The sequence below is a fragment of the Lacticaseibacillus huelsenbergensis genome (genome assembly GCF_029726355.1).
GTDB classification, from domain to species: Bacteria; Bacillota; Bacilli; order Lactobacillales; family Lactobacillaceae; genus Lacticaseibacillus; species Lacticaseibacillus casei.
Genome location: NZ_CP120687.1, coordinates 2734619 through 2746279, shown reverse-complemented (window position 1 = coordinate 2746279; position 11661 = coordinate 2734619). Strand labels below are relative to the sequence as shown.

The 11661-nt window shown below is 47.3% G+C and carries 9 protein-coding genes, 1 other RNA gene and 1 pseudogene; 8 read left to right on the top strand and 3 right to left on the bottom strand.

Annotation, left to right across the window (positions count from 1 at the left end; translation table 11 throughout):
- The first annotated feature begins 2 nt into the window (after nt 1–2).
- The 6 genes from LHUE1_RS12675 to LHUE1_RS12650 all read left to right on the top strand — a co-directional run bounded on the left by LHUE1_RS12675 (nt 3) and on the right by LHUE1_RS12650 (nt 4268).
- A complete protein-coding gene (locus tag LHUE1_RS12675; RefSeq protein ID WP_049170408.1) occupies nt 3–578 on the top strand; it encodes a DUF1273 domain-containing protein in 576 nt (191 codons plus the stop codon).
- Nucleotides 579–633: 55 nt separating this feature from the next.
- Nucleotides 634–1032 (top strand): cell division regulator GpsB, encoded by a 399-nt coding sequence (gene gpsB / locus LHUE1_RS12670; RefSeq protein ID WP_010488257.1) that lies wholly within the window; start codon nt 634–636, stop codon nt 1030–1032.
- Between the two features lie 12 nt (nt 1033–1044).
- Nucleotides 1045–1410: RNase P RNA component class B (gene rnpB / locus LHUE1_RS12665), an RNA gene on the top strand.
- 406 nt (nt 1411–1816) lie between these two features.
- Nucleotides 1817–2968, top strand: a complete 1152-nt coding sequence (locus LHUE1_RS12660) for a THUMP domain-containing class I SAM-dependent RNA methyltransferase (RefSeq protein ID WP_277848138.1) — start codon at nt 1817–1819, stop codon at nt 2966–2968.
- Between the two features lie 3 nt (nt 2969–2971).
- Complete coding sequence (locus tag LHUE1_RS12655; protein ID WP_049170412.1) at nt 2972–3907, top strand: phosphoglycerate dehydrogenase; 936 nt, start codon at nt 2972–2974, stop codon at nt 3905–3907.
- A gap of 133 nt (nt 3908–4040) precedes the next feature.
- Nucleotides 4041–4268: a hypothetical protein gene (locus LHUE1_RS12650; protein ID WP_025012388.1), complete on the top strand. Its 228-nt coding sequence runs from the start codon at nt 4041–4043 to the stop codon at nt 4266–4268.
- A gap of 77 nt (nt 4269–4345) precedes the next feature.
- Here LHUE1_RS12650 and LHUE1_RS12645 read toward each other — a convergent pair whose 3' ends face one another.
- On the bottom strand, nt 4346–5359 hold the full coding sequence (locus tag LHUE1_RS12645) for a lipoate--protein ligase (RefSeq protein ID WP_049170414.1): 1014 nt from the start codon (nt 5357–5359) through the stop codon (nt 4346–4348).
- Between the two features lie 184 nt (nt 5360–5543).
- Nucleotides 5544–6722, bottom strand: a pseudogene (locus LHUE1_RS12640) (RNA-guided endonuclease InsQ/TnpB family protein); the annotation flags it as partial.
- 722 nt (nt 6723–7444) lie between these two features.
- On the opposite strand from LHUE1_RS12640, the gene LHUE1_RS12635 reads away from it, so the two are divergent.
- Together LHUE1_RS12635 and LHUE1_RS12630 are read left to right on the top strand one after the other, a co-directional pair.
- Entirely contained in the window at nt 7445–9349 is a 1905-nt protein-coding gene (locus LHUE1_RS12635) for a M13 family metallopeptidase (RefSeq protein ID WP_049169840.1), read from the top strand.
- 237 nt (nt 9350–9586) lie between these two features.
- The gene (locus LHUE1_RS12630; RefSeq protein ID WP_049169839.1) at nt 9587–10477 is read left to right on the top strand and encodes a LysR family transcriptional regulator; all 891 of its coding nucleotides are present in this window, start codon (nt 9587–9589) and stop codon (nt 10475–10477) included.
- A gap of 167 nt (nt 10478–10644) precedes the next feature.
- Here the strand turns inward: LHUE1_RS12630 and nrdF are convergent, their stop codons facing one another.
- The gene (gene nrdF / locus LHUE1_RS12625) at nt 10645–11625 is read right to left on the bottom strand and encodes a class 1b ribonucleoside-diphosphate reductase subunit beta (protein WP_049169838.1); all 981 of its coding nucleotides are present in this window, start codon (nt 11623–11625) and stop codon (nt 10645–10647) included.
- Nucleotides 11626–11661: the final 36 nt, after the last annotated feature.

Here is an 11661-nt window from a genome sequence, read left to right as displayed (position 1 = left end):
TCATGGCTGGAAAACGATTGTGGATAACCGGATACCGTGCCTATGAACTCAACGTTTTTGGCAATCAGGACCCGAAGCTAAAAGTCCTTAAAACTTCATTAAAAAACACCTTACTTCAGTATCTGGATGAAGGTTTGAACTGGTTGATTACCGGCGGCCAATTAGGCGTTGAGCAGTGGGCAATCGAGGTTGCTTTAACGCTGAAGCCATTGTATCCCGACTTTAAAATTGCGATGATGCTGCCGTTTACGGATTTTGGCTCAAAGTGGAATGAAGCCAATCAGGGACAACTGGCCGCACTACGCCAGCAAGTCGATTTTTCCGATGCAGTTTCGCAGGCGCCGTATCAACGACCGGCACAGTTACAGGGTTATACGCGGTTCATGACCGCACACACGGATGCTGCGGTGATTGTTTACGATCCGGAGTTTCCCGGTAAGCCGCAGTGGGATTACCGCGCTGCCGAAGATATGGCAAAACGGCGTGATTATCCGGTCACGTTGATTACGATGGACGATTTGGAAGACACTGCCCAAGAAATGGCAGAAGCGGAAAATGAGCATTTTCAAAACGATTGAGATATGGTAAGCTTATTGTTAGTCTGGTTCCATGAAAACAATGAGGTGTGTCGGAATGGATAGTAACAAAGAAACAAAATTTAGTATCCAGTACGGACCTAAAGATATTTTGGACAAGAAGTTCAAGAATAAGGTTCGCGGTTATGATCCGGATGAAGTCGATGAATTTTTAGACGGCATCATTCGTGATTATGAAGCTTTTACTAACGAGATTGATCGACTGAAAGAAGAAAATGCAAAGCTGTTTAGTCGGGTCGATGAGCTAACCAAACAGCTGAGTGTTTCCAAGAATGTCAGTGCGCAGACACCGCAAACTAACGCTGCCGCCACAAATTATGATATTCTTAAACGTCTGAGTAATCTGGAGCGTCATGTTTTCGGTTCAAAGCTATCGGATAGCGGCAGCGCTGATACCCACGATGACAACAGCCATTCCGACGTTGACCAATATTGATGATCACATGTAGATCCTGAGTGATCGCGGTCTGCATCTGCAGGCTGAGGAAAGTCCATGCCCGCACAAGCTGCGATGCTTGTAGTGTTCGTGCTAAGCCCAATAAGCTTAGGGACCGTGTCAACGGTTACGGCGACCAACCGCGCTAAGGTTTCGGCTATGCGCCAGTAGGTCTGAAAAGTGCCACAGTGACGAAACGTTCAGGGAAACCTAAACGGTGGAACGGGTAAACCCCGCGAGCGAGTAACCCAAACTTTTGGTAGGGGCGTTTTGCCAAGCAAAGTGAAGCGACGGCAATACAGCGGCAACGCTGAGATAGATGATGACTGAAGGAACCTGCGCCTGAACAGGTTCTGGAACAAAACATGGCTTATAGGGATCTACATGCAGGCACAGCTCGGGGAGACTCGGGCTGTTTTTTTGTGAGCGCGAGCCAGCCCGCTTAGAAACCGGAGTGTAAGTGGCCTTGGGCGTGATGGCGGTCTTTACCATTGCGACCAAGGTCCTTACACGCAAGCTTCTGCGCTGGCGAGCGCGTTATAGAAAGCGCAAGTCAGACTAATACTTGCCCACAATAGAAATCTCCTAGTTAACGCGAGCTTTGCCATCACGCCAAAGGCTCTTACACGCCGGTAAACGCGTTACAGAATGCAAAACTCAATCGCCTATCCCGTCACCAACAATTCCCCCACCTTAAAATCCAACATCGCCAACCCCGCCAAAAAAAGTTAAACTAGACCTGAACACCATTCTTTAAACCGGCATTTTGAAAGGAAATCACGTCATGACATATCAACTCGTCGCAACCATGGCAGCAGGACTGGAAGCTGTTACGACCAAGGAACTAAAAGCACTGGGCATTGAGACCCGAACCGAAAATGGCAAAGTGTATTTTCAAGGCGATGATCAAACCATTGCCTTAACCAACGTCTGGTTGCGTAGTGCCGATCGAATCAAAATCGTGGTCGGTCAGTTTAAGGCGCGCACTTTCGATGAATTGTTTGAAGGCGTCAAAGCATTGCCGTGGGATCAGTATTTGCCACTGGATGCGGCGTTCCCGGTTGAAGGCCGGGCGGTTCGCTCACAGCTGCATTCTGAGCCTGACGCGCAAGCCATTACCAAAAAGGCGATTGTCGAGAAAATGTCGGCCGTTTACCACCGCACCACCCGTTTACCCGAAACCGGAGCTAAGTATCCGCTTGAAGTTTCGATTTTAAAAGATGTGGCAACGCTGACTTTGGATACGACCGGGCCCAGCTTATTTAAACGCGGCTATCGGATTGCCAAAGGGGAGGCACCGCTGAAAGAAAACTTTGCGGCGGCACTGGTTTTGCTCACCAACTGGCATCCCGATATGCCGTTTGTCGACCCTACAACCGGTTCCGGAACCATCGCGATTGAAGCGGCTTTGATTGGCCATCATTTGGCGCCGGGCTTACAACGGCACTTTGCCTTTGAAAACTTCGCCTTTTTTGATCAAGACGTATTGAAGACCACCAAAGATCAGGCTATGGATCAGGCGGATTTTGACCGAGAACTTGATATTCAGGCAAGTGACATTAACGGTGAAATGATTGACATGGCCAAGTTAAACGCCCAGCAAGCAGGGCTACTTCATAGCATTCACTTTAAACAATTGGCAGTTAAAGATTTTACGACCACCAAAGAAAATGGCGTTATTGTGGCTAATCCGCCTTATGGCCAACGTCTAAGCGATCAAGCGGCCGTCCGCCAGCTATATGCGGAAATGGGGCAGGCTTTTGCGCCTTTGACCACCTGGAGCAAATACATTCTAACGAGCGACATGGGCTTTGAGAAAGCCTATGGCAGTAAAGCGACCAAACGCCGCAAACTATACAATGGCACAATCCGAACCGATCTTTTCCAATATTGGGGCAAACCCAATTGGCACCATCACGACAGAAAAGAGGGATGAATCGTGAAGATTCTAAATAGCTTCACTCTTGAACCAGCGCAACGGCAGGCATTGGAAAAAGCCGGGCATACCGTGATCGAAGAAGACCAACTGGACGCAACGACCGCCCAGCAAATCGATGTCATTTACGGCTGGCATGCGGCCTCAGCAACGGTTAATTATGACCATCTGCAGTTTGTCCAGGCAATGTCCGCTGGTGTTGACTATTTACCGCTCGCTGATTTTGCCAAGCATCACGTCTTACTGGCCAATACCAGCGGCATTCACGCAGAACCGATCGCTGAATATGTGCTCGGCGCTTTGTTCACCATCAGTCGTGGTATCCTACCGGCGATTCGCGCAGGGCGCCAGATGTGGACATTGCGTCAGGAACGGCCGCCAATGACGCTACTGAAGGGGTTAACGGTGGTTATTTTCGGAACCGGCCATATTGGCTCGACGATTGCCTCCAAGTTGCAAGCGCTAGGATTGCATACGATTGGTGTCAGTGCCCATGGTCGGCCTGCAGCTGGCTTTGAGGATGTCGTGACCGATGCTGAGACAAAGCGGGTGATTCGAACGGCTGACATTGTGATTAACGCACTGCCGCTCACGCCTGCTACCAGATATTTTTACAACGAAGAATTCTTTGCTGCTCTCGATCGGCAGCCAATTTTCGTTAACATCGGGCGCGGGGCGTCCGTTGAAACAGCGGCACTCGTTCAAGCGTTGCAATCCCAGCAGTTGCGTGCTGCTGTTCTTGACGTGGTCGATCCTGAACCATTGCCGCAAACCTCGCCGCTTTGGGACATGGATCAGGTTTTGTTGACACCCCACATTTCCGGCACGGTTCCTCATTTGCGCGACCAAGTTTTTAAAATTTTTAATGAAAACCTCCAAGCCTTGGTATTAAGCGGTCAATTAGCAAGTCATCAAGTCGATCTGAGCCGAGGTTACTGAAATTTAGTCCGGCAACCGTTATACTGAACTCGTAAACGTTTTCAGTTACTGTATTGCCCGGCAAAGCGGCAATACGCGTTGAAACAGTTGCCGCCAGCATTTCAGACGGCATGAAGATGAAGGAGGAATTCTTATGGCACAACGCCCGGAAGAAATTACCAACTTGCTTCAAGATGCTTTACACTCACAGCACGAGGTTGCGATCGATACGATCGATCGCCGCTGCCTAAAAGGCCGTGTCGTCGACATTAAGGCGGCAAAAGTTAAACCGTACAACGAACGCGGCGTCATTACGGTAGCAACTGGGCGAGGAGCTAAACGAATTCAGGCGTACGCCATTAGCCAAATTAAATATAATTAACGCTTCTAAGAAGGCGTAGATAAAGGGCAGCCGGTAAAATGGCTGCCCCTTTTTGGAAATATTGAACTGATTAATGCTTAAGGTACCAGCAAGTTGATCACGTCATCTTTAGGAATATTGGTGAAGTAATCATTGGTGTTAATGCCATCCAGCGTCTCCTTAACTGCCTGAGACGTATACGGCTTGTCTTTCAACGCAGCGGCGACGTCAGCAACATCTTGTGGTCCAAAGAAGTCACCGTAGAATTTAACGTTTGCGATTTTGCCGTCTTTAATATCAAAACGGGCATCGATTGTACCGTAATCGAAATGCTTACGCTTCTTGGTAGTGAATTCCGGACTGTGGCCATAAACCCAGTCCCAATTGTTGTAAACGTCGTCATAAATCTTCTTGATTTCGACTTGGTCAGCGTCAGTAACGTGATATTCCTTGTCTTTAATCTCAGCAACATCATCCACACCGAACAAACGCGTTAACAAGATATCCCGAAATTCCGGAAGCGTCATATCCTGATACTTTTTGTCCAAGTAAGGGCGCAGGTTGGTGACCCGACTCTTAACGGACTTAATACCTTTACTCTTAATCTTGTCTTCCGGTACGTTGAGGACCTTTGGAATGACACTCATGTCCACATCCAGCATTAAAGTACCATGAGAGAACGTCTTGCCGTTGCGGGTGTACATCGCACTGCCAGAGAACTTCTTGCCGTCAACCAGCATATCGTTGCGGCCGGAAACCTCGGCGCTCGTGGCACCCAACGTGTGAATCGCATCCACAATCGGCTGAGTGAAGGACTTGAAGTCGCCGAATTCTTCAGAATCGCTATCGACCACAAACGAGAAGCACAGGTTGCCCAAATCATGGTAAACCGCACCGCCGCCTGATAGCCGCCGCGTGACAACAATATTATGTTCCTCAACATACTTCTGATTCAATTCTTCCAGTGTATTCTGGTTGCGCCCGACAATCACACTCGGCTTTTCATAATAAAAAAGCAACAGTGGCTCATCAAACTGTTTGGCGTTCATCAAATACTGCTCCGTCGCCAAATTCTCGCGAATATCGTGGGACTTCATAATGACATAGTACATCTATGGGTTTCCTGCTATATAAAACGTGGAAGAATGTCTCTTTGACACCAATAAAGGTTTTATATATTTCCTTTCTTGATTGACAATCCTACATTTCATTTAGTCCCGTCAACAACGGTATTCCCGCACTGAAATAAATCAGCCCGACAGTGACCGCCTCCTGAACTTTAAGGGTATAGCCTACCCCGTAAACCTTTGATTTCGCATAAGCTATCAGATTCTCAACGGCATTTTCGTCTCGCCGCAACTTCACCCCACACTGGTAACAATGATAGTCATCGTGGCCGGTCCGGTGTTTTAAGTTGCCGCTTAGCGTGACCCGTTCATCTGCCGTTTTAACATGACCGCAGCGGGAACAACGTTGTGTACTGGGGTAAAACTGATCCGCTAGCACTAACGTATTCCCATACCAGTCAGCCTTGTACTGCATGATCACTTTGAACTTGCCAAACAGGGATCGATGCAGGTTCTTGGCGAGACGTTTATTCATGCGCATGTGTTGATTGTCTAAATCTTCAATCCCAATTAAGTCATAATCAGTGACGAGCATAGTCGTAAACTTTTGCAGCAAATCCGTTTGAATCCGTTCAACTCGTTGGTACTGGCGCTTCAACTTGGTTCTCGTTGTGCGATAAGCCGCGGAGTTAAAACGCTTGGGATTTACTTTCCGTTTGCGAGCTAATTGGCGCTGATAATGAGCAATGCGGGCATAAAGTATTGGCAGACGATCAGGCAAGGTAGGTTGGATAGCGTAGCCAGTTGACGTTCGATAGTCAAACTTACCGATGTTAGCATCAACCCCAGTGACAGTTAGAACCGGCCGCTTTTCAACAGAGGTCTGAACCTCAATTGAAAAGGAAGCATAGTAACCGTCAGCGGCTTGAACGACGCAAACTTGTTTCAATTCTCCTTGCCAATGCGGTTGCTCGGCTAGTTTGATGTCATACCAAGCACCAGCTCCACGGGGTTTATCCAAACGTAACTTGCCGTTTAGAAGTTGCGCTCGATCCGTTTTGAACGTTTTGCGAGATCGTTTCTTAGATTTCCAGTTGGGCTTACCATGATCTGGCATCTTCGGATTGAAGTAGTTCTTCCACGCCTTACTTAAATCGTTTACCGCGAGCTGTAAAACTCGGGCTGATTGTTCGTACTGCCAGTCAGCTTTGTTCCAAACCAGCTCATCGCGCACTTTACGTTCATTTGGTCGCAGCGTTTTGTCCGCCATCAGGAGAGATGCGTCGTACATGACATTCCAAGTTTCGAGGGCCTGATTCCAGCAAAACCGGCGATAGTTAAACAATCGCTCCAGTTCGCGCCGCATGGTTGCATTGGGATAGAGCTTGATCTTATGCGTTTTAATCAAAAGTTGTCACCTCCTCTCAATTAGCTGGTTAAACGCTACTCGAGAGGAAGCTTGAAGTAGACGTTCAAACCAATACTAGCTAGCGTAACTTTGGTAAGAACCATCATACAGTAGCGATTCAGGTTCTTGTCAAGACATTTCGCCAGTTAACTTGGTTTGAACACATGGACACCTTCCACTTAATTATTTTGTCCATGTTGTACCACTTGATTCCATACTATTCGATATATTTGAGTGCTGTTAACATCCTCCTTGTGAGCGTGAACCGGCGCGGTTAGGAGTCGGAGTGTAAGTGGCCTTGGGCGTGATGGCCCGCTCTTTGGCCATTGCGACCAAGGTCCTTACACACAGACTCCTGCGCCGGTGAACGCGTTATGATGAAGCGTGAACTGGCGCGGTTAGAAACCGAAAGGCCGGTTCAACATCCGATCTTGTGGCACTCAACGAAGATTGTTAAGCGCCATTTGGTACATGGTCTATTTTAACGAGTTAATCATTAAAAAGAAAGCGATTTCGATTGTAAACAATTCATTAGTCTAAATGGAATCGATTCCATAAAATATTTTTATATGGCGCAGAGTGAACACCTTTTAACAATCGTTCTATTCGGTTTTACAGTGACAATGACAACCGGCACCGTCGCTCAACTGATTCCTCGTGCAACTAAATGAGAAATGCGTTAAGATTGTCATATATCGTTTTATTATGAAAGGAGCTTTTGAATGACGAGTAAAGTGCGCTATCAAGACGATCTATACCGAGCAGTAAATGGGGCTTGGATGGATCAAGCAGTCATTCCTGATGACAAAAGCAGTACCGGCGGTTTCCAGGATTTAGCCGACGAAGTAGAAGAAAAAATGATGGCTGACTTTGCAGCTGTTGCCGATGGTTCAAAAGAAGCACCGGACAAATATTTTGCGCAGGCAGTCACGCTTTATCAGCAAGCCAAAGATTTTAAGACACGTGACGCTGCCGGCTTTGCACCGGCTTTACCAACGTTGCACCAAGTTGCCGCCATCAAAGATTTGGCTGACTACAATCAACGTGCTGCCGAGTTACTGCAGCAACAGCTCATTGATCCGCCGTTCAACGTCTTCGTCGATGCCGACATGAAGGACACCAGCAAAAATGTGATTAATCTCATGGGACCCAAGACCATTTTGCCGGATACTTCCTATTACGCCAAAGACAATCAAAACGGAGCCCAACTACTTGCGATCTTCAAGGACATGATGAGCAAGCTACTGGCATACACCGATCTTGATGAAGCGGCGCAAAAAGCAACCTTGGCAGGCGCGCTTGCTTTTGATGCCGAAATTGCTAAACACGTCAAAAGTTCCGAAGAGTGGGCGGATTATCCAAAAGCTTACAATCCAATGCCGACAACTACTGTCGTTGAAAAACTCAAACCATTTGATTTTGAAAACTTCCTGAAGGCAATTTTCAAAACGGTTCCGGATACCATTGTCGTCGCCGATCCGCGCTTTTTGGATGAATTCGGTCAGTTATTCAATGAAGCCAATTTTGCGAACTACCGCGACTGGCTTTATGTATTAAGTCTCGATAGTGTTGCAGGTTTCTTGAGCGAACCGCTGCGACAATTAGGCGGCACCTATAATCGCGCATTATCCGGGGCACCGAAATCACCGGATCAGGTTAAGCATGCTTATCGGGTAGCCAATGCCTATTTCAGTGAGCCAATCGGTATTTACTATGGCCGCACTTATTTTGGCGAAAAGGCGAAAGCCGATGTAACCCAGTTGGTGGAAAAAATGATTGCCACTTACAAACAGCGCCTGGCCAATTCTGACTGGCTCTCACAACCAACCAAAGATAAAGCTATCCTCAAACTTGATAAGATGGTACTCAAAATGGGCTATCCGGACAAGCCTGAAGCCATTTATGATTTACTGCACGTTGACCCGGAAAAGTCTTTACTTGAAAACTTAAAAGCCATGCAAATCGTTCAGCAACAATATAATTACGATAAGCTGGGCAAGCCGGTTGATCGTAGTGTCTGGAATATGCCGGGCCATTTGGTCAATGCCAGTTACGACCCGTCAAAAAATGACATCACCTTCCCAGCAGCGATTCTGCAGGCGCCATTTTATTCATTGAAGCAAACTGCCTCAGAAAACCTTGGTGGCATCGGTGCCGTTATCGCTCACGAAATTTCGCATGGGTTCGATAATAACGGGGCACAGTTTGACGAATTCGGTAATATGGTCAACTGGTGGCAAAAAGCAGACTATGCGCACTTTAATGAGCTAACCAAAGCCATGATTGACGAATTTGACGGTCTCGAAACCGAAGCAGGCAAAGTTAACGGTAAACTCGTTGTGTCGGAAAATATCGCCGACGCCGGTGGTTTGGCGGCAGCTTTGGATACTGCCAAACGCGAGCCGGATGCCGATCTGCGTGCATTTTTCATTAACTGGGCGCGTATCTGGCGCTCCAAGTCCCGCCTAGAACGGGCAAAAATGTTGCTGGCTGTCGATGTTCATGCCCCGCATGAGTTGCGTGCCAATATCCAGCCGCGTAATCTGGATGACTGGTACACGACGTTTGATGTTCAACCAGGCGACGGCATGTATCTACCGCCGGAAAAACGCGTTCAAATTTGGTAATCCCATTAGCATCGACTCAGTGAGTCGATGCTTTTTTAGAAGAATGGCGCTAAACAAAGCACCACGCAATGCTGATGACCAGAAGTGAATGCATTGAAGCATCATCTTCCGAGCAGCGGATTTAAGTCACAGTTGAGCAAAGGCGTGTGAAAGGGAATACAAAGTGGTCTTGATAGGTTATAATAGTTATAGGAGAGCATCTGCGATAATCAGAACTGATAGGAAGTAGGGGAGTTTATGGAACTGCAGACGTTGCGTAACTTTATTGAAATTGCCGACCATGGCAGTATTACGGCTGCTGCCAGAACATTAGGTATTTCCCAGCCGGGGTTATCGCGGCAATTAAAAGATCTAGAAAAAGAACTGGGTGTTAAGTTACTGATCAGGGGGAATCGACGAGTCACCTTGACGGAAGATGGCACCTACTTATTGAACCGGGCCCGCGAGTTAACCGCCATCGCCGAACGCACCAAAAATAATTTGCAAGGCAAACATACACTGGGTGGTGATCTTTACATTGGTGCCAGCGAAACCAGTGGCAAGCGCCTGATGTTGCAGGTTGCCCAATCACTCCGGCTGCAGTACCCCAGTCTACATGTCCATGTGACTTATGGTTCCGATGAAAGTCTGATTGCTAATCTTGAAGCCGGTATGTACGATTTTATTTTGCGCCCAGGTAAGGAACAGACCCAGTACGAAAGTCTGCCGCTCCCGATTCGCGATGCCTGGGGCGTTTTGATGACCACAGATGATCCCTTAACCGATAACCTTCTGATCACGCCAAACGATCTCAACGATAGCGAGCTGATTCTGCCGCGGGCCACGCATACTCGCAATGCCTTTGAACACTGGCTAGGACAGGGACTTGATCCAGCTTACATTGTTGGCACTTACGATTTGACCGCTGATGCTTTAGGCATGACCGCAGTCGGATTAGGGCGCGCGCTATGTCTTGAATATCTGGCAACGCAAACATCGAACACTTCCTTAACCTTCCGTCCTTTAGCTCCGGCATTAGCCGATCCGATTGCGTTAGTGTGGAAACGAGACCGCGAACTTTCACGCATCGCCCAACGCTTCTTAAGCCTCGTTCATGAAACGATCAGCCAGCAAAAAGCAGAAAGTTAGACCGAAAGGAAAAGAGGATCTCGTACGATCATCCAAAATGAGCTATTCCTGACATTCTGATTTAAAAAGTGAATATCAAAAACCGGCTCCAGATGCATATCGCACATAACCTGCGACGCATTTGGAGCCGGTTTTTTAATTTCTCAACACATTCATTTCCGAAAGCCTTACTTATCATGGCCTTCGTCTTCAGTTGAAAATGTATAGTCGTCATCCTGCATGGCTTCAACCTGTCCCAGTCGATAACCATTACCGACTTGGGAGAAGAAGTCGTGGTTGGCTGTTGACGTCGAAATGCCGTTCATAACGATCGGGTTCACATCATCAGCCGTATCTGCAAAGGCCGTTTCCTGGCCCAGATTCATAAGCGCTTTGTTGGCGTTGTAACGCAGGAATGTCAAAACCTCGTCCGTCCACTTGGTTTTAGCATACAAATCATTCGTATACTTCTCTTCATTTTCGTACAAATCGTAAAGTAAATCGTACATCCAATCCTGCAATTTTTGCTGCTCGGCTTCTGGCAATTCATTGAAGCCTAATTGGAACTTGTAGCCGATGTACGTGCCATGGACACTTTCATCCCGAATGATCAGCTTGATGATCTCCGCCACATTGGTCAGCTTGTTATTGCCTAAATAATAGAGTGGGGTAAAGAAGCCTGAATAGAAAAGGAAGGTTTCCAAAAAGACACTGGCAATTTTCTTTTGCAACGCTGAACCATTGTGGTAAATATCGTTGATCTTGTTGGCTTTGTACTGAAGATGTTCATTATGATTCGTCCAGTCAAAGATTTCATCAATTTCCGCAGGGGTGTTCAGCGTTGAGAAAATCGACGAATAACTCTTGGCATGAACACTTTCCATGAACTGAATGTTGTTCAAGACCGCTGTTTCCTGCTGCGTACGGATATTCTGCCGCAAACTTGCCATGCCGTCTTGACTTTGCAGGGTATCCAGCAGCGTCAGCCCGCCAAAGACATGCCCGACAACCCACTGTTCATCAGGACTCAATGAACGCCAATCATCTAAATCGTTGGATAAAGGGATCCGGGTATCCAGCCAAAATTGTTCCGTCAACTTTTCCCAAGTCGCCTTATCGACTTCATCTTCAATCGCATTCCAATTAATCGCAATATATTGTTTTGCCATATTCTTCGCTCCTTGTATGTAAAAACAGGGGAGATC

Coding starts and splice junctions, on each gene's coding strand:
- LHUE1_RS12675 (WP_049170408.1), top strand. CDS start 3: ATGGCTGGAAAACGATTGTGGATAACCGGATACCGTGCCTATGAACTC.
- gpsB (WP_010488257.1), top strand. CDS start 634: ATGGATAGTAACAAAGAAACAAAATTTAGTATCCAGTACGGACCTAAA.
- LHUE1_RS12660 (WP_277848138.1), top strand. CDS start 1,817: ATGACATATCAACTCGTCGCAACCATGGCAGCAGGACTGGAAGCTGTT.
- LHUE1_RS12650 (WP_025012388.1), top strand. CDS start 4,041: ATGGCACAACGCCCGGAAGAAATTACCAACTTGCTTCAAGATGCTTTA.
- LHUE1_RS12645 (WP_049170414.1), bottom strand. CDS start 5,359: ATGTACTATGTCATTATGAAGTCCCACGATATTCGCGAGAATTTGGCG.
- LHUE1_RS12635 (WP_049169840.1), top strand. CDS start 7,445: ATGACGAGTAAAGTGCGCTATCAAGACGATCTATACCGAGCAGTAAAT.
- LHUE1_RS12630 (WP_049169839.1), top strand. CDS start 9,587: ATGGAACTGCAGACGTTGCGTAACTTTATTGAAATTGCCGACCATGGC.
- nrdF (WP_049169838.1), bottom strand. CDS start 11,625: ATGGCAAAACAATATATTGCGATTAATTGGAATGCGATTGAAGATGAA.